The sequence below is a fragment of the Streptomyces sp. 8L genome (genome assembly GCF_020176795.1).
GTDB lineage: Bacteria > Actinomycetota > Actinomycetes > Streptomycetales > Streptomycetaceae > Streptomyces.
In genome coordinates this window covers 1-23,254 of record NZ_JAIUKE010000181.1, presented here as the reverse complement: position 1 = coordinate 23,254, position 23,254 = coordinate 1, and the positions used below count along the sequence as shown (strand labels likewise).

General features: G+C 70.4%; 22 protein-coding genes and 1 pseudogene. 22 read left to right on the top strand and 1 reads right to left on the bottom strand.

The window, feature by feature from the left end; all coding sequences use genetic code 11:
• Positions 1-848 (top strand): glycoside hydrolase family 15 protein (locus tag LCE31_RS16830; RefSeq protein ID WP_225015091.1); only part of this gene is annotated, 848 nt, incomplete at its 5' end.
• A gap of 36 nt (positions 849-884) precedes the next feature.
• Here LCE31_RS16830 and LCE31_RS16825 read toward each other — a convergent pair.
• Positions 885-1,885: pseudogene (locus LCE31_RS16825) on the bottom strand (IS5 family transposase).
• A gap of 213 nt (positions 1,886-2,098) precedes the next feature.
• Here LCE31_RS16825 and LCE31_RS16820 point away from each other — a divergent pair.
• The 21 genes from LCE31_RS16820 (at position 2,099) to LCE31_RS16720 (ending at position 22,961) form a co-directional block, all read left to right on the top strand.
• Complete coding sequence (locus LCE31_RS16820; RefSeq protein WP_225015090.1) at positions 2,099-2,746, top strand: DUF6624 domain-containing protein; 648 nt, start codon at positions 2,099-2,101, stop codon at positions 2,744-2,746.
• A 280-nt stretch (positions 2,747-3,026) separates the two neighbouring features.
• Entirely contained in the window at positions 3,027-3,905 is an 879-nt protein-coding gene (locus LCE31_RS16815) for a 2-keto-4-pentenoate hydratase (protein WP_225015089.1), read from the top strand.
• Complete coding sequence (locus LCE31_RS16810; RefSeq protein ID WP_225015088.1) at positions 3,895-4,830, top strand: acetaldehyde dehydrogenase; 936 nt, start codon at positions 3,895-3,897, stop codon at positions 4,828-4,830. The genes LCE31_RS16815 and LCE31_RS16810 overlap by 11 nt, the downstream gene beginning before the upstream one ends.
• Positions 4,823-5,842 (top strand): 4-hydroxy-2-oxovalerate aldolase, encoded by a 1,020-nt coding sequence (dmpG, locus tag LCE31_RS16805; protein WP_225015087.1) that lies wholly within the window; start codon positions 4,823-4,825, stop codon positions 5,840-5,842. Before LCE31_RS16810 ends, dmpG begins: the two co-directional genes overlap by 8 nt.
• Positions 5,839-6,867, top strand: a complete 1,029-nt coding sequence (locus tag LCE31_RS16800) for a beta-ketoacyl-ACP synthase 3 (RefSeq protein WP_225015086.1) — start codon at positions 5,839-5,841, stop codon at positions 6,865-6,867. The genes dmpG and LCE31_RS16800 overlap by 4 nt, the downstream gene beginning before the upstream one ends.
• Entirely contained in the window at positions 6,864-7,094 is a 231-nt protein-coding gene (locus tag LCE31_RS16795; RefSeq protein ID WP_225015085.1) for an acyl carrier protein, read from the top strand. Before LCE31_RS16800 ends, LCE31_RS16795 begins: the two co-directional genes overlap by 4 nt.
• Positions 7,095-7,099: 5 nt before the next feature.
• Positions 7,100-7,975 carry an HpcH/HpaI aldolase/citrate lyase family protein gene (locus LCE31_RS16790; RefSeq protein ID WP_225015084.1) on the top strand — a complete coding sequence of 292 codons (876 nt, stop codon included), beginning with the start codon at positions 7,100-7,102 and terminating at the stop codon, positions 7,973-7,975.
• Complete coding sequence (locus tag LCE31_RS16785; protein ID WP_225015083.1) at positions 7,972-8,511, top strand: MaoC family dehydratase; 540 nt, start codon at positions 7,972-7,974, stop codon at positions 8,509-8,511. The genes LCE31_RS16790 and LCE31_RS16785 overlap by 4 nt, the downstream gene beginning before the upstream one ends.
• Before the next feature lie 14 nt (positions 8,512-8,525).
• On the top strand, positions 8,526-9,710 hold the full coding sequence (locus LCE31_RS16780) for a GNAT family N-acetyltransferase (protein WP_225015082.1): 1,185 nt from the start codon (positions 8,526-8,528) through the stop codon (positions 9,708-9,710).
• Between the two features lie 109 nt (positions 9,711-9,819).
• Entirely contained in the window at positions 9,820-11,244 is a 1,425-nt protein-coding gene (locus tag LCE31_RS16775) for a sporulation associated protein (protein WP_225015081.1), read from the top strand.
• 175 nt (positions 11,245-11,419) lie between these two features.
• Positions 11,420-12,316 (top strand): aminoglycoside phosphotransferase family protein, encoded by an 897-nt coding sequence (locus LCE31_RS16770; RefSeq protein ID WP_225015080.1) that lies wholly within the window; start codon positions 11,420-11,422, stop codon positions 12,314-12,316.
• Positions 12,317-12,490: 174 nt separating this feature from the next.
• Positions 12,491-13,489: an Ldh family oxidoreductase gene (locus LCE31_RS16765; protein ID WP_225015079.1), complete on the top strand. Its 999-nt coding sequence runs from the start codon at positions 12,491-12,493 to the stop codon at positions 13,487-13,489.
• A 24-nt stretch (positions 13,490-13,513) separates the two neighbouring features.
• On the top strand, positions 13,514-14,659 hold the full coding sequence (locus LCE31_RS16760; RefSeq protein WP_225015092.1) for an LLM class flavin-dependent oxidoreductase: 1,146 nt from the start codon (positions 13,514-13,516) through the stop codon (positions 14,657-14,659).
• Positions 14,656-16,197, top strand: a complete 1,542-nt coding sequence (locus LCE31_RS16755; RefSeq protein WP_225015078.1) for a Gfo/Idh/MocA family protein — start codon at positions 14,656-14,658, stop codon at positions 16,195-16,197. The genes LCE31_RS16760 and LCE31_RS16755 overlap by 4 nt, the downstream gene beginning before the upstream one ends.
• Entirely contained in the window at positions 16,194-17,210 is a 1,017-nt protein-coding gene (locus LCE31_RS16750; RefSeq protein ID WP_225015077.1) for an aminoglycoside phosphotransferase family protein, read from the top strand. The genes LCE31_RS16755 and LCE31_RS16750 overlap by 4 nt, the downstream gene beginning before the upstream one ends.
• A gap of 35 nt (positions 17,211-17,245) precedes the next feature.
• The gene (locus tag LCE31_RS16745) at positions 17,246-18,508 is read left to right on the top strand and encodes a phosphodiester glycosidase family protein (RefSeq protein ID WP_225015076.1); all 1,263 of its coding nucleotides are present in this window, start codon (positions 17,246-17,248) and stop codon (positions 18,506-18,508) included.
• Positions 18,505-19,200, top strand: coding sequence for a PIG-L family deacetylase (locus tag LCE31_RS16740; protein ID WP_225015075.1), 696 nt, complete (start codon positions 18,505-18,507; stop codon positions 19,198-19,200). Before LCE31_RS16745 ends, LCE31_RS16740 begins: the two co-directional genes overlap by 4 nt.
• Before the next feature lie 539 nt (positions 19,201-19,739).
• Positions 19,740-20,696: an endonuclease/exonuclease/phosphatase family protein gene (locus tag LCE31_RS16735; RefSeq protein ID WP_225015074.1), complete on the top strand. Its 957-nt coding sequence runs from the start codon at positions 19,740-19,742 to the stop codon at positions 20,694-20,696.
• Complete coding sequence (locus LCE31_RS16730; RefSeq protein WP_225015073.1) at positions 20,696-21,379, top strand: 2'-5' RNA ligase family protein; 684 nt, start codon at positions 20,696-20,698, stop codon at positions 21,377-21,379. Before LCE31_RS16735 ends, LCE31_RS16730 begins: the two co-directional genes overlap by 1 nt.
• Before the next feature lie 74 nt (positions 21,380-21,453).
• Positions 21,454-22,302, top strand: a complete 849-nt coding sequence (locus tag LCE31_RS16725; protein ID WP_225015072.1) for a hypothetical protein — start codon at positions 21,454-21,456, stop codon at positions 22,300-22,302.
• Positions 22,303-22,769: 467 nt separating this feature from the next.
• Positions 22,770-22,961 carry a hypothetical protein gene (locus LCE31_RS16720; protein ID WP_225015071.1) on the top strand — a complete coding sequence of 64 codons (192 nt, stop codon included), beginning with the start codon at positions 22,770-22,772 and terminating at the stop codon, positions 22,959-22,961.
• The last annotated feature ends 293 nt before the right edge of the window (positions 22,962-23,254 follow it).

Sequence of the window (23,254 nt, the reverse complement as noted above, 5' to 3'; positions counted from 1 at the left end):
TCGAGACCCTGTACCTCGCGCACGAGAGTGGCGTCACCCACTGCTCCGACACCGCAGTCCTGCACCAGCGGCTCATCGAACAGCTGACCCAACGCTGGCAGGAGCCCGACGAGGGAATCTGGGAGATCCGCGGAGCACGCCGGCACTTCGTGCACTCCAAGGTGATGGCCTGGGTGGCCGTCGACCGCACCATCCGCCTGGCCCAGGCCGGCGCCCTCGCCCTCGACTTCGACGTTGCCTCCCTGATCGAGCTGCGGGCGACGATCCACCGCGAGGTCTGCGTCGAGGGCTTCGACCCGGTGCGCAATACCTTCACCCAGTCCTACGGCTCGACGGCCCTCGATGCCGCCACACTGCTCATCCCTCGCGTCGGCTTCCTGCCACCCGACGACCCGCGCGTCATCGGCACCGTGGACGCGGTACGCCGTGAACTGTCCACGCGGGACGGGCTCGTGCGCCGGTACCCGACGCGCGGCGACCGTACCGGGATGGACGGCCTGACCGGGGATGAGGGCACGTTCATCCTCTGCAGCTTCTGGCTCGTCGACGCTCTGGCCCTGGCCGGCCGCCTTGATGAGGCCCACACCCTGTTCGAACGCCTTCTCGCGCTGCGCAACGATCTCGGGCTCTTGGCCGAGGAGTACGACCCCGCCCAGCAGCGCGCGCTCGGCAACTTCCCACAGGCCTTCAGCCACACGGGGCTCGCCCAGAGCGCCCAACTCCTTCATCAACTTGAAACACAATCCTCCCTCCACCAAGCCATCCACGCGGTGCCGGCGATGCCCCATTCGAGGTCACACAGCAGCACGCGCCAGATCTGCACCCATCTGACGCCGCAGCACGTCTAGTACTGCAGCAGTACTAGGGCCTGTATTGAGTTGTGATCACTGAGTGGTTCGCGTGAGGTCCTTGATCCAGATCATGGAGGCGCGGAGATGGAGTCCGGCGAGGTAGCTCTCGGGGGTCTTGTCGTAGCGGGTGGCGATCCCGCGCCATGCCTTCAGCCTGTTGATCAGGCGCTCGACGGTGTTGCGGTCCTTGTAGAGCTCGGCGTCGTGGGTGAGGGGGCGGCCACCCCGGCGGCCATTCCTCTTCCGGTTGGCGGTCTGGTCCTTCTTCTCCGGGATGGCTGCCTTGATGTTGCGTTTGCGCAGGTAGGCGCGGTTGCCTCGGGAGGAGTACGCCTTGTCTCCGGCGACCGCGTCGGGCCGGGTTCGGGGACGGCCGACCGGGAGGCGAATCCGCACCTTGTCGAGCACGGGGATGAACTGCGGGCTGTCGGCGGCCTGTCCGGCGGTGAGCGTGAGAACGAGCGGTCTGCACTTGCGGTCGGCAGCGACGTGGACCTTGCTGGTCTGCCCGCCCCGCGAGCGGCCGAGCAGGGCGGCCTTCAGGCGGAGCCTGCGGCGTCGCCGGACGCGTCGCCGTTCGACCCGCCGGGCCTCGACGTCGGTGTCCTGCCCGACTTGTTCCTCGCTGTCGCCCCCTTTGAGCGGGTCCTCTCCTCCTCGGCCGCCTTCTCCAGGGCGTCCAGCGTCTCCGGATCAAGGTGCATCCCGGCGGCGTCGTGGTGGGCACGTGTGGTGGTGGAGTCCACGCTGACCAGCGAAAGGTCCACCTCGCCCCGCTCCGCGGCCTTCGCGATCAGACCTTCCAGCAGGTTCTCGAAGACCCCGGCATCCCGCCACTGGCGGAACCGGTTGTGCACGGTGGGCCAAGCGCCGAACTCGGCCGGCATCTCCCGCCACTGCGCGCCCGAGCTGAACTTCCAGATCACACCCTCGAACTGCTCGCGCAGTTTCGTGGGGTACGGCCCGTACTCGCCGATCGGCAAGTACGGCTTCACGTACCCCCACTCCTCGTCCGTCAGTTGTCTCCGCGTCATGCACACCGGACTACAGGACCGCCACCGAAGCGACGGCGAATCCCGCAGATTGATCACGACTCGATACAGGCCCTAGCCGCCCCGCCTCCCCTCCGCGGAGGGAATGCTGTGGGTGGCACCCGCCCGGCACGAACGGCCTTCATTCTCCGCATCCCGCAGCCTGCGCCAGACGGCGGCGGCGCCGCACCAGCCACCACCACGCGAAAGCCCGGCATGACCGATTTCACCTCATCCACACCGCGTATCCCGGCCCAGAAGCACGCCGGCCAGCATTCCGTCGACGGCGCGAAGACAATCGCACCGCAGCGCCCAGACCTAGCTCGCGAACTGCTCGCACGCGCCGCACAGTCGGCAACACGCCGGGCCAAGCGCCTACGCAACCATCTCGATGACGTTCACCTCGGTCAAGACCGTCATGCTGACCACGTCGACGCCAAAGTGCTGCTCCGCGTCCTGTCCGAACACGACTGGCCCGGACACCGACTCGTCGGCCCCGACGCTGCACGCGCCGCATGGAGCCTCGCACTTCATGCTGATGACGACCCTGGGCTCCAGCGTATGGCCGCCACCTTGCTGGAGCGTGCAGTACAGGCCGACGATGCGCTGATCCAGCATTGGGCGCACCTGCACGACCGTGCCCTGCTCAACCATGGGCACCTCCAGGAGTACGGGACCCAATTCCTCCTGCGAGCTGACAGCGTCGAGCGGTGCCCGCTGCTCGCGCCGGGATCGGTGGACGAGCGCAGGTCCAGTGTCGGGCTGCCACCTGCGGCCGTCGCCCTGGAATCGGTACAAAACCGATACGCCCTGGACCGCCGCGCTCAAAACGACCTGCCCAGCCTGCCCTGGAAGGCAGCATGAGCGGATCCACTGCTACTCCACTATCCGAACGGTTGTGCACAGACGAAGGGACCGTCCATGCACGAAGTTCCCCACCACCGTCAGTGCCGTCGGTGCAGCCCTCTTCCTCAGCACGGCAGCGAAGGGAGGGCCGCCCGGGCGCGCAGGCCCGCCGACCCAGCGGTCGCACCTACCGCGAGCCCCTTCGCATGCCGCAGGCCCCTTCGCGAGCCCTGCTCACGTAGAGGGAGAGGCGGTGGGATGAGGGTTCGTCAGCGATGCGTAGCAGGGAGTGGCACGAATGAGAACCGATAACGAGGCTGGGCTGCTGGAGGCGCTCCTCGCCTCTGCGGACTCGTCCTCGCAGCCTGGATCGGCCTGCCGTCGCCTCTTGGAAGGTGATGTGCGGCGTTGGGAGCACGAGGAGGCCCGGCGTCTACGGAGCGCGGAGACGGCGCGACGGCCGGTGTCGTTGCTGAGCCACCGGCATCCGCAGGTCTCTCTGGAGGACGCCTACCGGGTCCAGTGGTACGGGGCGGCGCTTCGCGTTGCAGACGGTGCGCGCGTGGTCGGCCACAAGGTGGGGCTTACCTCGGCGGCCATGCAGGAGCAGTTCGGTATCGACCAGCCCGACTCCGGGCTCCTTTTGGACTACATGGCCGTGGCAGAGGGCCGCGAGTTGTGTCTCGGCGAAATGGTGGCGCCCCGTGTCGAGGGTGAGCTCGCCTTCCGGCTGGTGAGGGACCTGTCCGGCGACGACGTGGGCGAGAAGGAGATCCGAGATGCGGTTGCGGACACGTTCCTCGCCCTGGAGGTGATCGACAGCCGGTACGGATTCGAGGGGTTGACGCTCGCTGACAGCGTGGCCGATAACGCCGCTTGCGGGCGATTCGTCCTCGGAGCGGCCGTGCCTGGGCTGATGCCGGAGTTGGGTGGTGAGCGTCTGACCCTCACGGTGGACGATGCCGTCGTGGCCTTCGGGTGCGGCCGTGCGATCCTGGGCGACCCGATTCGCTCTGTGGCCTGGCTGGTACATCGGCTGGCCACGGTCGGGGCGGGGCTGCGGGCCGGTGACGTCGTGCTGGCCGGGGCGGTGCATGCCAGCCTCCCGCTGGGCGCCGGGCACAGCGTGGCGGTCGGCTCTCCCCGCCTTCCGCAGGCGGTGCTCCATGTCGCATAGTGCCATCGCCCCGCGCGCCTCCCACGACGCCCCCACTGCCCGTGCGACCGCCGCGCCACGCCTGAACGCGGCCGTGGTCGGCGCCGGCATGTTGGGCCTCGACCTGGCTGAGCGACTGAACGCCTCGCCCCTGCTGAGCTGCAAACTCGTGGCCAGCCGGCAGAGCAGCGCCAGTGCGCTGCGCCGCGCCGCCCAACTGGGCTGTGCAGTCTCCACCGAGGGCATCACGGCGGTGGTCCGTGCGGGCGTCGACATGGTCTTCGATGCGAGTTCGGCAGAGGCGCACCCCGCTCACTGGGCCGCGCTCGCCTCGGCCGACGTACTGCTGGTGGATCTCACGCCGAGCAGCGGCGGCAGCATGCTCACCCCGACGGTCAACGCCGTCCGGGCGGAGTCCGACCGTCATCTGAGCCTGGTGAGCTGCGGCGGGCAGGCCGTACTCCCGGTGCTCGACGCCGTGGCCCGGCACTGCACGCGGGTCGAGGACGTCGAGGTGGTCACCACCGTGGCCTCGGCCAGCGTGGGACCTGCCACGAGGGACAACCTCGACGAGTACATCGCCACCACCGGATACGCGGTGGAGCGGCTGACCGGCGCGACGCGGGCGAAGGTGATGTCCACCATCAGCCCGGCCCTGCCCGCGCCCGCCTTCCGCGCGCAGATCACCGCGCGCGCGTACGGCGTACAGACCCGCGCGCTGGGCGACGCGGTCGAGGCCGCGGCCGCCGCCGTGCGCCACTACGCCCCCGGCTACCAGGTGAGTGCACTGTCCGTCACCGATGACCTGGTGCGGGCGACCGTCACGGTCACCGCCCGGGCAGGGCAGCTGCCGTCCTACGCCGGAAACGTGGAGATCATCAACGCCGCCGCCGTGACGCTCGCCGAGCGCTACGCGCGCTCCCGGGAGGTGGGACACTGTGGATAGCAGCCGCAACTCGCAGTTGACCGTCCACGATGCGACGCTCCGCGACGGACAGCACGCGGTGCAACATCAGCTCGATGTAATGCAGTTGCGGGCGTATGCCGGGGCAGCGAGCGCAGCTGGTGTGCCGGTGGTCGAGGTGGGGCACGGCAACGGGCTCGGCGCGTCCTCGCGCCAGATCGGGTACGCGCGTCTGGACGACGCCACGATGTTGGAGACCGTCCGGGAGGCGCTGACGGGCACCAGCCGGATGGGCGTGTTCATGGTCCCCGGCTGGGGAACCGGAGCGGACATCCGCCGGGCCGCCGCCTGTGGCGGGGACGTGGTGCGGATCGCCGCGCACTGCACCGAGGCCAACGTGATGCGCCGCCACCTGGGCATTGTGCGGGAGTTGGGCCTGGAGGCGCAGGCCGTCCTTCTGATGAGCCACATGACCAGTGCGTCGCGGCTCGCCGAGGAGTGCCGGCGGGCCGTGGAGTACGGGGCGCAGGCGGTAGGGATCATGGATTCGGCCGGGCACTACCTGCCCGCCGATGTGACCGAGCGCATCGGGGCCATCGTCGCAGCGGTGGACGTGCCGGTGATCTTCCATGGGCACAACAACCTGTCCATGGCCGTGGCGAACTCGATCGCCGCCGTCGAGTCTGGTGCCCGCGTCATCGACGCGTGCGCGCGCGGCTTCGGAGCGGGCGCGGGCAACACGTCCCTTGAGGTCCTCGTCGCCGTGCTGCACCGGTCGGGGCACGAGACCGGCATCGACCTGCCGGCGCTGTTGCGCGCGGCGGACGTCGCCCATGACCGGCTGATGGCTGGGCCGCCGGTCATCGACTCGGTGAGCTTGGCCTCGGGGCTGGCCGGGGTGTTCTCCGGCTTCAAGCCGCGCGTCCTTGCGGGCGCCGAGGCCGCGGGCGTTGACCCCCTGGAGGTCTTCGCCGAACTGGGACGGCGCCAAGTCGTGGCTGGCCAGGAGGACCTGATCGACGAGGTTGTCCGCGGACTCAAGGTGGCGTCGTGACCGCGCCCGCGGCCGGCGGCGGCCGGCGTCCCGTCGCTGCTGTGCTGTGCGGTCTGGGCACCGCGCAGACCGAGCTCCTGGTCCCCAATGCGGAGATTTCGGCGCGCCTGGGCGTGGGCGACGACTGGATCCTCACCCGGACCGGGATCGCCGAGCGGCGGCGAGCGGGTGCGGACACCTCGACGGCTGATCTCGCCGTCCGGGCGGCCGCGGCCGCGCTGAAGTCCTCGGCAACCGACACGGTCGACGTCGTGATCCTGGCCACCGCGACCCCCGACCACCGGATGCCGGCCACCGCGCCGGAAGTCGCCGCCCGTCTGGGCCTGCACGGGATCCCTGCCTTCGACATTGCCGCCGCGTGCACCGGCCTGCCCTACGCCCTCCAAGTCGCAAAGGGACTCCTCGCCGACGGCGCGGCGCGCCGGGCACTGGTCATAACAGTCGACCGGTTGTCGCACCTGACCGACCCGGACGATCGCACGACGGCCGCGCTGTTCGGGGACGGAGCCGCCGCGATCGTGGTGCGCGGCGGTCGGACGGGCGAGCCGGGCGCAGTGGGACCGGTGATTCTGGGCGCCGACGGCCGGCACGCGGGCGCCTTGGTCGTCCCGCACGGCCAGTTCATGCGCATGCGCGGCCGAGAAGTGTTCCAGCACGCGGTCAACCGCATGTCCCAAGCCGCCGAACACGCCGCCGCGGCGGCCGGATGGAGCCTGGGCGACGTCGACCGGTTCGTACCCCACCAGGCCAACTCTCGTATCACCCAGGCCGTCGCCCGCCGGCTCCACCTCGACGGTGGGCGCGTGCTGGAGAACATCGCCCACCTGGGCAACACCAGCGCCGCGTCGATCCTCTTCGCCCTCGCCCATGCAGCGTCCGACGGCGCACTGCGCCTCGGGCACCGGGTTCTGCTGGCCGCCTTCGGCGCAGGCCTGACCTGGGGCGCCACCACCCTCATCTGGCCGGACGTGCCCTGCGTGGACGGTCGGCCGGAGCCCTCACACCGACTGGAGGCAGCCCGGTGAATCAGATACTCAAAGACATCCTGATCGACCGTTTGCAGGTGGCCGAGCAGGCTTTGCACTCGGAGACGAGCCTGGAGGACGCCGGTCTTGACTCCCTGGCGATCGCCGAACTGGATCTGCTGCTGGCCGAACACAGCGTCACGACCATCGGCGAGGACCGGCTCGCATCGGTCACGACCATCGGCGCCCTCGACCAGCTGGTCGACGAGCACCTCGCCGGGAGGTGACGGCCATGACCACGGCCCGTCTCGCCCCCGGCGGAACCTGGCTGATCACCCCGCCCTCCGACGGTCGGCTGGAAACGGCTCTGCGCGCGGGGCCCGACGTTGCCCTGCTGGACCTGGAGGACTCCGTCCCGCCCGGCGGCAAGGACACCGCCCGTAACCAGGCCCTGGACCAGCTCGGCGCCGCACCGGCGCACGGCGCGACGGTGCTCGGGCTGCGCGTGAACCCGCCGGGCACCATGCACGGCCTGAAGGACCTGGTCGCGGTCGTCGACGCGGGGCTGCGCGGCGCTGTCGTGCTCGTGCCGAAGGTGGAATCCGCCCGCGAGCTGGAACTGGTGGCACAAGTACTGCAGGAGACGGCGACGGGTATGCGCATCTGCGCCCTGATCGAGACGCCCCGCGCGCTGCTTCGCCTCGCCGACATCTTCGCCTCGCCGGTGCTGGGCGGTGTCGTCTTCGGGGCGGCCGACTACGCCGCCGCCACCGGGTGCCGCCGCACCAGCAGTTCCCTTTCGTGGGCACGTTCGTCCATCGCCGCGGCTGCCGCCGCCCACGGCATCCCGTCGATCGACTCGCCGTACTTCGACCTCACGAACCCGGAGGGCCTGCTGCGCGACGCGCAGGAGGCCCGCGATCTGGGGTTCACCGGCAAAGGCGCCGTGCACCCCGACCAACTCCCCGCCATCCGCTCAGCGCTCTGCCCCACCGACGAAGAGGTGGCGCAGGCCCAGGCGGTCGTGAGAGCCGCTGACCGGGCTGACGGCCAGACGGTCCGGGCCGGCGGCCAGATGGTGGGACCCCCGCTCGTCGCGGCAGCCCGCGCCGTCCTCGACCAGGCCGGAATCCGTACCGAACCCAGCGTCCACGGAGGCAACCAGTGACAGAGACGACCATGGTGCAGGGGTACCGGGCTGTCGGCGAGGGCCGGCTGCGTGAGGTCGTCGGCCGCGGCTTGGAGGAGTTCGGCGCCCTCGTCGGCCAGACCATCGAGCACCGGCCGGGCCGGACCGTCACCGACACCGACCACGCCATGACCCTGGCGCTGACTGGCAACGTGGCCCCGGTCCACTCCGACGCACAATTCTGCGAACGGGCAGGCAGGGAACGGCCCTTGGTATGCGGAGTCGTCACGCTGGGCCTGGTCATCGGCGCGAGCGTCCGCTCCACCAGCGGCCTGACCACCGCCAACCTCGCCATGGACCAGGTGCGTTTTGAACAGCCCGTGCACGTCGGAGACACGCTGCGCGCCGAGACCGAGATCCTTTCCGCCCGCCCTTCGGCAAGCCGTCCCGATCAGGGCGTCGTCACAGTGCGCACCACCGCCTTCAACCAGTTCGACCAGCGCGTCATCACACTCAGCCGTGTCTTCCTCGTGCCTGCCGACGCGACGGCGGTCCGTACCGTCACCGCCTACTGAAGAAGGGAGTACCGATGCCGGGCAGCACACCGATGGCCGTCGTCGAAGCCGACGACGCGCTGTGGCAGGAGTACCGGGACCTGACCGTGCGCAGCTACGGGCACCGGGTGGAGGATGTCACCCGCCTGCGTGAGCACGGCGATGCCCGGGTGGCCGTGCGCGACGGACGCGTCATCGGCGGCGGCCTGGTCCTAGCGGTCCCCCAGTTCTTCGGTGGCCGCCCTGTCCTGGGCGCCTGCCTGGCGGGCGGCTGCATCGCCCCCGAAGCACGGGGCAGCCGGCTGTGGTCGACGCTGCTCGAAGAGCGGCTGCGGCCTCTGAAGGAGCAGGGCGCCGTCCTGGCGACCGCGTGGACCGCCTCCACCGGGTACGGGCACCGCATGGGCTGGGCCGCACCGAGCCTGGTCTACTCCTGGACAGTACCCACAGAGGAGTTGCGCGGCATCACCGACGGCTGCGGCTTCGACATCGTCCACGGCGCCGACGACCAGGACCGCGAGCAGCAGCAGAAGCTCGCCGGTGACTGGAACGGGCCGTGGCAGCGGCCCTCCTGGTGGCCGTCCTGGCAACAGGCCGAACACCCCGGCATGACGCACTACCGCTTCGCTCTGCCCGGCCGGGCCCCGGACGGGCTGCTCGCGATCGCCTTCGACCGGGACCGCGCCGACGACCGCCGCCTGGTCGTCCACGACTTCTGGGCGGCGACCGCCGCAGCAGCCACGGCCATGCTCGGCTTCCTCGGACGCCATCACAGCCGCATCCCGACCGTCATGTTCCAGCGCACCGCCCTACCACCCGTCCCGCTGCTGCAGAACCATCTGCGCCGCGCCGGGGCGGCTCGCGTCACCTCCTGGCACCCCTGGATGCTGCGCATCCTCGACGCCGCCGAGGCAGTCCGCCGCCGGGGCTGGCCCGACGACCTCGATCTCACTCTCCCGCTCACCCTGCGCACCGATGACGACAACCCTTCTGCACCCCTGCTCCTGCGCATCGCGTCCGGCGCCGGAGACCTGACGCCCCACTCCGGCAAGCAGCACGAACTCGCTCTCAGCACCCGCCAGTTCGCCCACTGGTATGCGGGCGGCTACCGCACGCCGGCCGCGGCCCTCCTCGACGGCGTCCACGGCGAGCCGCGATCGGTAGCCCAGCTCGTCCGCGCCACTGCCGACCGCGAGCCGTGGATGCCCGAGTACTTCTGACCCACCGCACCACCCAGACCGCCCCGCCGCACCGAGGGGCCGGAGCCGGCCCCGCCGATCCGGCCCCGGATTCCGCGGCACCCTCACGTTCCATGATCCGGGAGGCTCGATGACCGGCCGTCGGCCCAGAACGCCGAACACGGCGCTCGCTGCGCTCCTCAACGGGCACGGCATGAGTCACAAGGGGCTCGCCTTCCGCGTCAACCAGCTGTCCGAGCGAGACGGGAACGCCACGGCGTACAAGCACAGCAGTGTCGCCCGCTGGCTCGCCGGAGCAACGCCCAAGGACCCCGTGCCCCAGTACATCGCCACCGCGTTGAGCGAACGGATCGGCAGGACAGTCACGGTGGAGGAGATCGGCATGGGCGTAGCCCCCGAGGAGGCACCGCGCGGCTGGGACTTCCCTCGCGACCGCGAGGAAGCCATCAAGGGCGCCCGCGCCCACTGGAGCGCCGGCGACGGGCGGAGCGGCGCGTTCGCCGCGTCCGGCTACGTGCTGCCCGTCACCCGGTGGCTCGCCGTCCCCGCCGACTCCACGGACGCGGCGCCCTCGCCGGACAGTCCGGGCTCGGCCTCCACCGGTCAGGAGAGCAGCAGCACCGGACGACTGCTCGGCACGGAGGACCTGAAGGAGCTGACGGACGCGGCCGAGCAGGCCCGGGTGTGGGACGCCCAGTTCGGCGGCGCCAACTGGCGGCTGGGCTGGATTAGGCGCTGCCTGAACGAACGGGCCCTGCCCCTGCTCGATGCCCGGCACGACGAGGCCACCGCGCGTGAGCTGTTCTCCATCACTGCGGAGCTGTCCCGCGTCGCGGCCTGGGCGGCGTTCGACGCCGGGCACAGCGTGGCCGCCCAGCAGCACTTCGTGCAGGCACTTCGTCTGGCACGCGCCGGCGGCGACATCGAAATGGGCACCTACGTTCTGACCACCATGGCCCTGCACACCGTCCTGGAAGGCGCACCGGACCAGGCCCTCGACATGGCCCAAGGGGCCTTCCACCGCGGCCGCCGCCACGCTTCCCGCCGGGTCCTGGCCTTCGCCAAGCTGGTCGAGGCGCGTGCGCTGGCCCGTATGGGAGACGCGACAGGGGCGAGCACCGCGCTGAGCCGGGCGGAATCCTGGCTCGACAAGATCACCCCCGGCGCCCATGACTCCCCGCGGCTCTCCTACGTCACCCACAGCCGTCTCGCGGCGGACGCCACCGAGATCTTCCGCGACTTGCGCAAGCCCAGGGCCGCCCTCGGCTGGAGCCGGCAGGCGGGAGAACTGTCCGACGTCCACCAGACCCGCGCCGTGGGCCTTCGCATGGCCGTCGCCGCCACAGCCGCCTGCCAGGCACGAGACCTCGACCAGGCACTCGACCACGCCGACCAGGCCCTGGTCCTCTTACAGCGGGTGGAGTCGACCCGTGCCCGGACCCACCTCGAAGACGTGGCCACCGCTCTGATGCCGTGGGCCGCCGACCCCCGGGCGAACGCCTTCCTGCAACGCCTGGACCAGGGCGAGCTGACCACTGCGGCGGCCGTGAGATGAACACACCGATACCTACTGGGCGGCCCAGACAGCGCGCGGACACGGCCCGAGGCCCGCCGCGAGTGCCGGACGCCCACGCGCCAGCCAGCCGCTGAATAAATCTGACACCTGCCCGAGGGACCGCCCGCCTTGCGCGCACCACGCCCTCCTCATACCTCGTGAAAGAGCCAGCCCCATGACGCACACCGCCTCTTTGCCCCCGGACCTGCACCAGTGGATCGCCCGTCACGTCACCGGCATGGACACCGCCGCCGTGACGGACGCCTCCTGGCCGCGCGGCGACTCCCGCGTCTGGCGCGTTCAGGCGGACCACGGCGAGGTCTTCGTCAAGCTGTACCCCTCCACCGAGCAGTACGAGCGCGAGGTGAAGGGCTGCGAACACGTGGCGCGGGCGCTCGCTACGGACGAGGCGCCGCGCCTGCTGGCCAGGGACCCGGAACGGCCGGCGGTCGTCCTGTCCGCTCTCCCGGGCCGCGTCGTACGAGGACTGCCCCTGGAGCAGGCCGAGGAACAGCAGGTGCACCGGCTCGCCGGGGACCTGCTGCGCCGCTGGCACGACGCCCCAGAGCCGATCAGCGACCTCGAACACCGGCGCATCATGGCGTCGGTGACCGCGCAGGCCGACGAGGCCGGCATGATCCTGGAACGCCTCGGCGACCAGCTCTCCCCCGCCGAGCAGGACCTCGTCCGCGACGCGGCCCACGACCTGCCCGATCTCGCACGCGTCCTCCCGCTGGTCTACCGGCACGGCGACTACTCCCCCCGCAACTGGCTCTGGGACGCGGCAACGCGGCATCACAGCCTCATCGACTTCGAGGAGTCCGCGCCGGGTCTCGCGATCGAAGACCTCGTCTGGCTGTGCGGCGCCGCATGGCCCACCCGCCCCGACCTGCGTGACGCCTTCCTCACCGGATACGGACGGCTGCTCACGTCGACCGAGCAGCGTGCGCTCGTCCTGCTCACCGCCCGACTGGGCGTCTCCTACCTCAGCACCGGCCTGACCAAGACCGACACCGTCCTCATCGACCGCGGCCGCACCGTCCTTGAGTACATGATCCGCGCCCCCCGCTGACCCGCCCGCCCCGGGCGCCGCAGCCCGGGCCCGTCGCCTTGCCGCCCACCACCATGTCCGGAGACGCACGTGATACCTGCGCACGAGACCGGCCCCCATCAGCCCTTACCTGCCCGTGCCCAACCCGCTCAGCAAGACAGCGTCCTCTCGGACGCTCCCGGCCCGGCGCCGGCCGTGGGGCTGGACGTCGCAATCGACGACGTCCGCGCGCTCATGACGACCGCCTGCACCCGGGCCGGCGTCCCCGGTCGAGGAATCGACCGCGTCATCGAGCACTACCTCGACGGCGAACTGCGAGGGAAGCCGTCGCACGGCCTGGCCAAGTTCGCCTTCGAGTCGCAATTCTTCTCCCACCGCATCGGCTCGCCCCGCGTCAAGCACGAGCGCGGCGCCATGGCGGTCGTGGACGGCCGCCGCGAAGTCGGGCCGCTGAGCGCCGACTTCGCGGTCCGTCTCGCCACCCGCAAGGCGCGCCAGCTCGGCGTGGGCGTCGTCGGCATGGTCAACTGCCAGCGCTACGGCATCCTCGCGTCGTTCAGTGAGCAGATCGCCGAGCGGGGCCTGGTCGGCCTGGTGGCGAACACCTCCCGCCCAGAGGCCACAGTGCACGGCGCCCGAACCCCCTTCCTCGGCGTCAACCCGGTCAGCTTCGCCTTCCCGACCAGCCACGGCACGGTCAGCGCGGACATGTCGACCACGCTGGCCCCCATGGGCGTGCTCTGGGAGGCACGGCGCACGGCCTCCCCGCTGCCCACGGACTGCTTCGTCGACGAGGACGGCGCGTTCACCAACGACCCCGACGCCGCCCGCGCCGCGATGGTCTTCGGCGAGCACCGCGGCTTCGCCCTCTCCCTGCTGATCCAGGTCCTCACCGGCTCGCTCTTCGGCTTCCCCATGGGCGAGGACGTGGACTCCACCTGGTCCACCGGCTACACGTTCATCGCCCTCGACCCGACCTTCGCCGGCCACGGCGACGCCCACCGGGCGGCCAACGACGGCCTCGTCGGATCGATCCGGCAGGCCGCGACACGCGAGGGCAGGTCCGTACGACTGCCCGGACAGGAGGGCAAGGACCGCGCGGCCCGCGCCCGAAAGGCCGGGCGCCTCCCGCTCGACGAAGCGCTCTACCAGCGGCTCCAGGCCCGCGCGGCCGGCGACTTCACCTCCGACTGACCCCAGGAGACATCCTTGAACCGACTGCACTTCCACTGGTTCCTGCCGACCGGCAGTGACGGTCGCACCCTAACCACCGGGATGCGCGGTGTGCACGGGCCTGGCCACGACACCACCGCGACACTCTGCCCCGGCGCCGACCGTCACCGCGCCCCCGAGTTGCGCTACCTCACTCAGATCGCACAGGCAGCCGAGCACATGGGCTTCGACGCGATCCTCACCCCCGCCGGCACGTTCAACGAGGAACCCTGGATCGCCTGCGCCGCCCTCGCCCAGAACACCGAGCGCTTGAAATTCCTGGTCGCGCAGCGCCCGGACTCGATATCCCCGACGCTCGCCGCGCAGATGGCCGCGACATTCCAGCGGCAGACCCGGGGTCGACTGCTGCTGAACGTCGTCACCGGCGGTGATGCGGCCGAGCAAGCCCGCTTCGGCGACCACCTCGACAAACCTGCCCGCTACACGCGCACCGACGAATGGCTCGCCGTCCTGCGCGGCGCGCTGTCCGGCAAGCCATTCGACTTCACCGGCGCCCACTACGACGTACGCGGGGCCACCGTCTTCTCGCCTCCTAACCCGCTGCCCGGCGTGTACTTCGGCGGGTCCTCCGCCGAGGCCGCCCCGGTCGCCGCCCGGCACGCGGACGTCTACCTCACCTGGGGCGAACCGCCCGCCGACGTCGCCGCGAAGCTGAACCGCATCAGGGGCCTGGCAGCCGAGGCCGGGCGCAGCGCACCGCGGTTCGGGATCCGCTTCCATGTCGTCGCCCGCGACACGAGCGAGCAGGCGTGGGCCGCCGCTGAGCGCCTGCTGACCGGGATCGACCAGGGACACGTCGCCCGGGTACAGGCCACCTTGGCCGGCAGCCAGTCCACCGGGCAGGCCCGGCAAAGCAGCCTGAACGCCGCCTTCCGGGACAGCGGCCGGACCTCCGATCTGGAGGTGTGGCCGAACGTGTGGGCGGGGGTGGGGCTGCTGCGAGGCGGCGCAGGTACCGCGCTCGTCGGCTCGCACCGCGAGGTCGCCGACCGGATTGCCGAGTACGCAGCCCTCGGCATCGAGGAGTTCGTCCTGTCCGGGTTCCCCCATCTGGAGGAGACCTACGAAGTCGGCGAGGGTGTCTTGCCGTTGCTCGTCTCCGGCAGCGGCGTCGTGGCGGCAGCGGGGTGAGCGCTGCTGTGAACGTGCTGGTCGTCGGTGTCGGCCAGCACACCCGCCTCAACCACCTGCCCGCGCTGGCAGCCGCGCAGGACGCGGGCCTCGCGGGCGCCGTCACCGGAATCGACCTGCCTGACACGGCCGATACCGCGGTCGAGTACGGCACTTCCGACCGGCCGCGGCGGATGCCCGTCATCTCCGTCCAGCCGTTCCCCGTCTCCCGGCGGGCCCTGCCCGGCGGAGTGCGCCGTGTGCTGGAGGATGTGGTGGAGCGGGAACGGATCGGCGCGGTTGTCGTGGCAACGGAGCCATCTGTCCATCTGCCCTACGCCCTGTGGGCGATGGAACGCGGCCTGCCGGTGCTGCTGGACAAGCCGCTGACCGTCCATCCGTGCGCGTCCACCGACCCCGCGGCCGCGCAGTCGATCGCCGACGACTTCCACACCCTGCTGGCTGCCTACCAGGAGGCGCGGCGGCGCGATCCGCGGATGGTGGTCAGCGTGCTCAGCCAACGCCGCTGGCACCCCGCGTTCCGCCGGGTGCGGGAGCTGATCGCCGAGGTCGCCGAGGTCACGAACTGCCCGGTCACCTCCGTCCAGTCCAGCCACGGCGACGGCCAGTGGCGGCTGCCGGACGAACTCGTTGACCTCGGCTACCACAGCTTCGACCGTGGATACGGCAAGGCCTCGCACTCCGGCTACCACCACTTCGACACCGTGCCGTGGTGGCTGGCCGCAGGCGAGCGCCCGGGCAAGGCGATCGACGAGATCGAAGTCCACGCCGCGTGCACGAGACCCGCAGACTTCCTCGCCCAGCTCACCGTCGCCGACCACGCCCGGCTCCTGCCCGGCTTCGCCGACCGCAACCCCTACACCGAGCAGGCCCTGGACCGTCTCGTCGCCGGCTTCGGCGAAGTCGACGTGTTCCTCAACGTCGCCTACCGCAGTCGCGGCCGGGTGGTGGCGCTCGGCAGCCACAACCTCGCCCACACCACCTTTTCCCAACGCGGCAGCCTCCACTCCGCACCCGGCAGCCTCTACAAGGGCAACGGCCGGATCGGGCAGGAAAACCACATCATTCAGCAAGGGCCCTTTCAGGCCCTGCACCTGCGCGCCCTGCAGACCCTTCACGGCGACGAGGACGGAATCGACCCGCGGGCAGCGGGCGGCGCCGACCACATCGAGCTCCACGTCTTCCGCAACGACCGGCTGCGCCCCGAGTGGCAGCGCCACCGTGCGCTCGCCTTCGCCGATCTCGTCCAGGGCAGGGGCGACAGCGCGGTGCTGCCGACCCAGCGCTCGGCCCGCACGTGCGCCGTCACCGAGTTCCTCTCCCACCTCGCCGGTCACATACCCCGCACTGAGATGGTCTCAGACCTTGCCGACCACCGGCGCCCGGCCCGGCTGATGGCCGCCACCTACCTGTCGCTGGCCCGTCGCTGGGCGGACGGCGGCCGGCCCACCGCCCCCGTCGTCCTCGACTTCCACCCGGCCACCGCCCCAGCTCCGCGCGCCGGACACGCCTTCGCCGCCCTAGGAGCCATGCGATGACCGGCCCACGCAGCACCAACGACACTGCACCCGGCCTGGCCGCGGTCCTCGGCCCGCACGTGCACCAAGTCCTCTCCATGTGCCGCCACTACACCGGACACCCCACCCGGATCGAGGCGTGCACAGGAGGCATCGTCTCCCACGTCTTCCGTGTCCGCGGCGAGATAGGCAACGTCATCGTGAAGGTCCGCGGCCACCGCTTTGCCAAGATCGCGCACATCACCACGGACCCGGCGCTCATCGCGCACGAGCACCGGGCCCTGACGCTCCACCACGGCCTGCTGCCCGACCTGTTCCCCAAGGTTCTGGCCTTCCTGCCCGAAGCACACGCCATGGTGATGACCGACGTCTTCCCCGACGGCCGCACCTGGCGCGAGCACCTCGACCAGCGCGCCGCCACTGCCGAGGAGTGCACGCGCTTGGGCAGCGCCCTGACCCGGATCCACCATGCCACCACCGACCAGGCACCGTTGCGCAAAGGCGACGGAGACGACCTCTTCCGCGCCGAGCACGCCTACGGCTACTGCTTGCGCGCCTGCGGTCATCGCGCCCTCGACGAGGCATGCCACCGCCTGGACGCCCTACCCGGCCGGCAGTTGATCCTGGGCGACACCTGCCCGAAGAACCTCAGCCTCCACGGCGGGCGCACCGCGTTCGTCGACCTCGACAACGTGCACACGGGATCGCCGATTTTCGATCTCGGCTACCTCCTCGCCCACCTGATCTTGCACCACACCACCCGGCCCACGCTCCTGCATCCGCTCACCGCCGGATTCCTCGACGCCTATACCCTTCCCGGCCCTGCACGGCCCTGGTGCGAAGACGACCTCCTCGCGACGGTGACCGCCGGAGTACTGCTGTACCGGCTGGAGGCCCGCGTCGTCCCCTACCCGGCCACCGCCCCGCCCGCCACGGCCGACCGCCTGCGCCACAGCCTGCGCCATCTGCTGGATGCCGGCCCGTTCACCGTCCCCGATCTGCTGAACACCGCCGCCGGGCTGGTGACGGCGTGACCACCCTCCGCTGCCCGACAGGGGACCATCCGGAAATGGCCCCACTCGCCGAACTGAGCGCCCGCGGCATCCACGCGCCCAGCGTCCAGTCGCTGGCCCGAGATCAAAGCCCGTTCGCCCGCCCCACGCCCGCCTGGACCCGCCGCCTCGCCCCAGGCATAGTCCTCACAGCCCGCCCCATCGACCTCGGCGGCGGCCGCCTCACCAACGCCTACACCCTCACGGTCGATCTCGACCGCGCCGAGTGTCGGCCCGTCTCCCGCCCGGAAGGCTTCCACCTGCGCAGCCTCGTCACCGGCCCCGCTGTCGCCGCAGTCTCCGGCGCCTTCGCCTACATCTCCGACGACACCGCCTACCAGCCCGCCGAGCACTGCCTCGACCTCGCCGTCCGCGACCACACCGCCACCAGCCTGCCCACCGCCACCAAACCCGCCCTCCTCATCCACCACGGCCGCCCAGTCGTACACACCCTCGCCGCCACAGGCACCCTCACTGCCGCCGGCCGCCCGCACACCTGGACCGGCTCCAAGGCCCCCTCACCGCACCCGAGCCCGCCTGGCCACCTCACCGTGTTCGGCGCGGCGAACTGCCGCATCCGCTATCACGACGACCCCCGCACCGGCTTTCGCCGCGACGTCGACCCAGCCGCCAACACCACGCCCCGCGATCCCGCAGTCCTCGACTGCACCGTCAACCCCACCCCCACCGGGGCACAGATCACCGCCCTGCACCCCGGCGGCGCCGACCTGTTCACAGGCGCCTACGTCCTGCGCGCCCGCCAGCCCTGGCCCGCCCACCTCGTCCCGGGCGCGCCCATCCACATCACGACCATCGACACCCTCGACACCGCCGACATCAGCAGCGCCCTGTCCCTGGGACCGTCGGCCGCCGACGCCGCCGCCGGACACACGACGGCCTGGGACCAAAGTCTCGGCACGAGTCCCTTCCGCCCAGACGCCCGCTACGCCCGCACCCTGCTCGCCCTCGACGACCGGCGTCTGACCCTGACCGTTCTGGACGGCGCGCCCCTCGCTCCCGCCTTCCAGGGCGTCACCGTCCAGGAGACCGCCGAGCTGTGCGAGGGGGCCGGCCACGATTCGGCATCGGTGTTCCACCTCGACGGCGGCCAGACCTCCAAGATCGCATACCGACACGGGCCCGGACCGGCAGACGCTGTCGGCAGCCTCCACTACCTGCGCTGGCCCCGCCACGAACACGAAGCCTTCCGCTGGCAAGGCCTCGACGGCCGCCGTCTGCACAGCGCCCTGCAGATCACAAGCAACCAGGAGTTCCGTTGACCACCCCCCGATCCGTCCTGATCGTCGTCGCTCACCCCGACGACGCTGAGCTCGCCATGGGCATGCGCATCCGCGACCACGTTCTGACCGGCGACCGCGTTCGTGTCCACTGCCTGAGCGCGGGAAGCGTGGAGAAAGACGAGGGCGCTGTGCGCCGCGACGAGTGCCTGGCGGCTGCGAAGATCCTCGGCATCGGCGGCTATACGTTCTCCCAGATCCCCGACGCGCGGTTCACCGACTACCGAGGCGCCATCAACGCGGCCCTGTTCGACGCCTTCGCGATCGAGCGCCCCGACATCGTCTACACCCATCACCCCGACGACCAGCACCTCGACCACGCCATCACGGGCGAGGAGGCAACCACCGTCGCGATGCGCGAGGCCGCCGACCTGATCCACTTCCGCTCCCCCTACAGCCGGAACTTCGAGCCGAACCTGTACTTCATCGGCACCCCCAACCTCCTAGCCGCCAAGCAGGCGGCGCTGGCCTGCTTCGCCTCGCAGCAGCAGCTCGACATGGCGGTCTTCGGCGGCCTCACCGAACTGGCCTTCCGCCAGCACGTACACCACCGCATCGTTGAGCGCTTCCCCGACGGCAGCTGCGGCGGCGAGATGTTCCGGACCGCTCGTCAGATCGCCCACGCCTCCCGCTCGGACAGGCAGTGCCGGGGTACTCCGTACGAACCTGAGTGAAACCCTCGCTCAGGCAGTAGCCCTACAACCAGCTATTCGCGCGGTCCCATACGAGGCGCACCCAGGTCGGTGATCTCTGTGCGCCGAATGCTGCCTAGTTGATTCCCCGGAGACCGCTTAGGGCTTGCCCGCCGACACCGATCACCGAACTACCAGCCTCTGGACAGTGAGGACCATTCCGGGCAGCTGCGGACCGCGAACCCCACGCTGCCAGTCCACCATCGCGATCAGACGCATCCGGCGCCTACCGTTCGTACCTCCCCCGCGGGCGAGGACAGCGCCGAGCCGGAACCCCTACCCAGGCACCCTCACCTGCGAGCAGTTCTGAGCGACGGGCACCCCGGAACGAGCGCTCCACGGGCCTCGTCGTCCGAAATTTCGAGACGTTGCAGGTCAATGCCGCGACCATCCTGGCGGGGCTCGCCGTTTGTCCGCCCCGACAAGGTCCACGCGGCCGCCCCAGCACGCGGCCCCGCCCTCGACTCGTCCAGATGTAACACGCCAGCATCGACCACCAGCCCATAACAGGAGGGGACTTCATGCGGACCGTACGGCTTGCCAGCCTCAACGCGTACAAGCTCGGCAGCGGCACGATCAGCAATTCGTCTTGGAAGGCGCGCGTGACCGCGATCGGCGAGGTCGCCCCGGACATCCTGGCCCTGCAGGAGGTGATCGTCGACGAGACTCGGCCGCACGGGGAGTGGGCGGCCGAAGCGTCGGCAATCATCCAGCAGCTCGCCGCGGAGACTGGGCTAAGCGCGACCACCGTACGTGCCGACGGCACGCCGGGCCCCACCGCGATGGCCAACAACCTGGCTCGCGGCTGGTACACGGCGCTCCTGTGGAACCCCAGCACGGTCAGGTTTGTCGCAGGGAGTTTCCGCCCATACGGCGCGCCTGATTTCTGGCACGGTTTCACCACGGCGCGGTTCGACATTGGAGCCGCCAAGCCGATCAAGGTCGGCTCGTACCACGGCGACCCGATCCGCCCCAGCTGGCGCAAGAGCGAGGGGTTCCGGATCAAGAGTATTTTCCGCACAACCGGCGGCGCCGAACCCGGCGCAGTGCTTGGCGACTTCAATGGCTTGTCGGCCGCGAAGGCCAGCCGGTCGGATGGTGAACGGTACTACGACCCCGAGCCCTACCTCGAACAAGACCACGACGACCTGGAGTACCAGCTGCTGGAGGGCACCATCGGCACCATACAGCTGGCCGACCGCCGCCAGAGCGAGGCCCTCCTGCGGCGCGATTTCATGGTCGACGCTGCTGCCCGTCTCGGGGTACCGTGGCAAGCGACGACGGGGCAGTGGAAGGACGGGCAGGGCGATCCCGACCCATGGGGTCCGCGTCGTATCGACCTGGTGTATGTCACGCGGCCCGTCGCGCCGGCCCTGGTCAGCCACCGCACACACAACAGCCCGGCCGCGAGGGAAGCCACGGATCATCGGCTAGTGGCCTGCGAAATCGCACCGTCCAAGATCAGCGCGGAACAGTGATGCGACGTTTCATGGGCCCGGCGCGGCTGTGGGCCAGCGAGGAAAGTCCGGCGGAGGACTGGGTCAAACCGCACGTGCTGTGGCTGCCGCAGCACGATCCGCAGGTGCTGGACTACTTTGGAGGACTGCGTCAAGTCGTCGCCAGATTCCCGGACGTGATCACGCCGATCGCTGACGAGGACCTGCACCTAACGATCCAGTCGGTGCGCCAGCTGAACACCGACGGTGTGCGCGTGGACGCGAAGCAGATGGCTCGGGCGGCCGTCCTGGTCCAGCACGAGCTGGGCGGGATGGAGTCGTTCGACCTCGAGATCGGTCCGGCCCGGGCATCCGGTTCCGCAGGCATCGTGGAGATCTGGCCGGAAGCTGGGCCCGCCGAGCTCAACCGGCGGGTGCGTGCGGGGCTGGAGAAGGCTGGCATGGTGCTTCCGCCGCCCGAAGAGCACTTCTGGCCCCACATGTCCTGCGGCTACGGAGTGGAGGATGCCACGACGGCCGAGGCTGCGATGCGTTCGGACAAGTTCGCCTCCGACATCGGCAAGGCGATCCGGCCCGCGATCCGCAGCCGCGCCACGATCTCCAGCGTGTGGCTGGTGTGGCAGCGGCAGGTTCCCGAGTGCAGTACGTACACCTTCGAGCGCGTCCACGAACTGCATCTCGGCAAGGGCAACGCCCCGTCGTAGCCCCGCGCACGCCGGCCGCCCCGCGGCGTACCGGCGTCCCCAGCCACCGCACGACGACAATGAAAGGCACTTCCATGCAGATTGCGACCGGCAAGCTGTCCGGCGGAGGGCGGCCTTCCGAGGACCGCATCCTCACCGCCAACGACGCCACCCTGGTCGTCGTCCTCGACGGCGTCTCCACCCTCACCGATGACACTCCCCGTGGCGGCTGGTACGCCCAGACCCTCGGCGAGGAGTTTATCGCGGTACACGACCGCGCCCAGCACCTTGACCTGCGCACCACGCTCCAGGAGGCCCTCACGAGGGTGGCCGGCGAACACGGCCTGGTCCCGGGCGCCTCGCCAGCTGCCACCGCGGCGATCGTGCGCCAACGCTCCCACGACCACATGGTCGACGCTCTCGTACTCTGCGACACGCCCGTGGTCATCGAGAAGCACGACGGCTTCGAGGTGCTACGCGACGAGCGCCTGGAGACTCTCGTCCGGCTCTCTCCCCACCGGGACGTCATGGTCGAGCAGCTGCGTGCCGGGGGTGGGTTCGCTGGGCCCGAACACCGCCGGGTGGTCCAGCAGTTGCGGGAGCACCAGATGCAGCACATCAACCAGGTCGGTGACCCGCTGGCGTACTGGGTGGCCGAGGCCACACCAGCGGCTGCCCGCTACGCCGTGGTGCGGTCCTGGCCCATCTCGGACATCAAGCGCATGTGGGTCATGACGGATGGCGCCCTGGCCGGTATCGAGTCCTACGGGCTCTGGTCCTGGGCTGCGTTCGCCGACGCCTGCACCGCGGTCGGACCCCAGCAGGTCGTCGACGCCATCCACGCCTATGAGCACGACGACGACCCGAGCGGCGTGAAGCACCCCCGCTACAAGGTGTCCGACGACAAGGCCTTGGCGTGCATCGACTTCCGCCCGACGGCGTGAACGGCTCGACGCCGGTCTGGGCGCAAGAACACCATCGGCGAATCGGGCCGGGCGCCCGCTCCCGTGAAGCCATCCTGAGGACGGCGGCGTTGCGGAAGGAAACCACATCGTGAAGAAGTTCACGCCGCAGTTCCGGGTACCTCCTGGCCCGACGGTCTGACGATCCTGCATGCCTACCTGCTGGCCGACCTCCCGGTCGAGCGCGAGCTCGCCCAGCTCACCGCATGTAGGTTCGCATTTCGCGTGTCCCTTTCTCATTGACGATGGCCCTCGTCCGGCCCTAAGGACAACGCAGTGAGACGAATTCCTGCCTGATCTCTCACTCGTCGCAGTGCTGTTCCCGGTCTCCTTCTATCAGCGCCCCTTCCCCACTTGATCATGGAGATGTAGTAGCTGGTCGAGACCGGGAACTCTGCGCCCATTCTTGCTGCTCGGATGTGGGGCATGTCGCGTGTGATCGGCGCAGTTTGGCGTACCAGCAGGCCGGCTACACGGTCGGCCGTCGAGAGGACCTCGTCGTGCAGGATTCAGCGGTCGACCGCCCAGAGCTCGTCCTCGCCGTGTGGACCGGCTGGGCCATCCAGCGGGGAGCGGGGGCCAAGATGTTGGCCGGGGCGCACCGAAGGCGCACTGCCCAGGGGACGAACGAGGAGCACTAATCCGGTTACGCGGGCTTGGTGTTGAAATAGTTCTCGCCGTCTGTCTTCCCATATGCCCGCGCATTCGCGACAGCGTGGTCGGATGCACGACCTCGCACGACCGGGCCCGACCCCTTCGATCACCCTGGCTTCGGTGGTCGAGGCCAGGGTGACTCAGCGGTTGCGGCGGGCATACGGAGCGCAGGAGGCAGCACTAGCCTCGATCTTGCATGACGGTCCGCCGACGGAGTCGGTGGACCGTTTCGCTTTCGGTTTCTGATGGCGGGCATTCCGAGGGCCCGAGTGTCGCCTCG

Bases quoted from the DNA above. Each gene is read 5' to 3' on its own strand.
- LCE31_RS16780 (WP_225015082.1), top strand. From the start codon at position 8,526: ATGCCGGGCAGCACACCGATGGCCGTCGTCGAAGCCGACGACGCGCTG.
- LCE31_RS16725 (WP_225015072.1), top strand. From the start codon at position 21,454: ATGCAGATTGCGACCGGCAAGCTGTCCGGCGGAGGGCGGCCTTCCGAG.
- LCE31_RS16815 (WP_225015089.1), top strand. From the start codon at position 3,027: ATGAGAACCGATAACGAGGCTGGGCTGCTGGAGGCGCTCCTCGCCTCT.
- LCE31_RS16750 (WP_225015077.1), top strand. From the start codon at position 16,194: ATGACCGGCCCACGCAGCACCAACGACACTGCACCCGGCCTGGCCGCG.
- LCE31_RS16730 (WP_225015073.1), top strand. From the start codon at position 20,696: ATGCGACGTTTCATGGGCCCGGCGCGGCTGTGGGCCAGCGAGGAAAGT.
- LCE31_RS16810 (WP_225015088.1), top strand. From the start codon at position 3,895: ATGTCGCATAGTGCCATCGCCCCGCGCGCCTCCCACGACGCCCCCACT.
- LCE31_RS16820 (WP_225015090.1), top strand. From the start codon at position 2,099: ATGACCGATTTCACCTCATCCACACCGCGTATCCCGGCCCAGAAGCAC.
- LCE31_RS16790 (WP_225015084.1), top strand. From the start codon at position 7,100: ATGACCACGGCCCGTCTCGCCCCCGGCGGAACCTGGCTGATCACCCCG.
- LCE31_RS16745 (WP_225015076.1), top strand. From the start codon at position 17,246: ATGGCCCCACTCGCCGAACTGAGCGCCCGCGGCATCCACGCGCCCAGC.
- LCE31_RS16775 (WP_225015081.1), top strand. From the start codon at position 9,820: ATGACCGGCCGTCGGCCCAGAACGCCGAACACGGCGCTCGCTGCGCTC.
- LCE31_RS16770 (WP_225015080.1), top strand. From the start codon at position 11,420: ATGACGCACACCGCCTCTTTGCCCCCGGACCTGCACCAGTGGATCGCC.
- LCE31_RS16735 (WP_225015074.1), top strand. From the start codon at position 19,740: ATGCGGACCGTACGGCTTGCCAGCCTCAACGCGTACAAGCTCGGCAGC.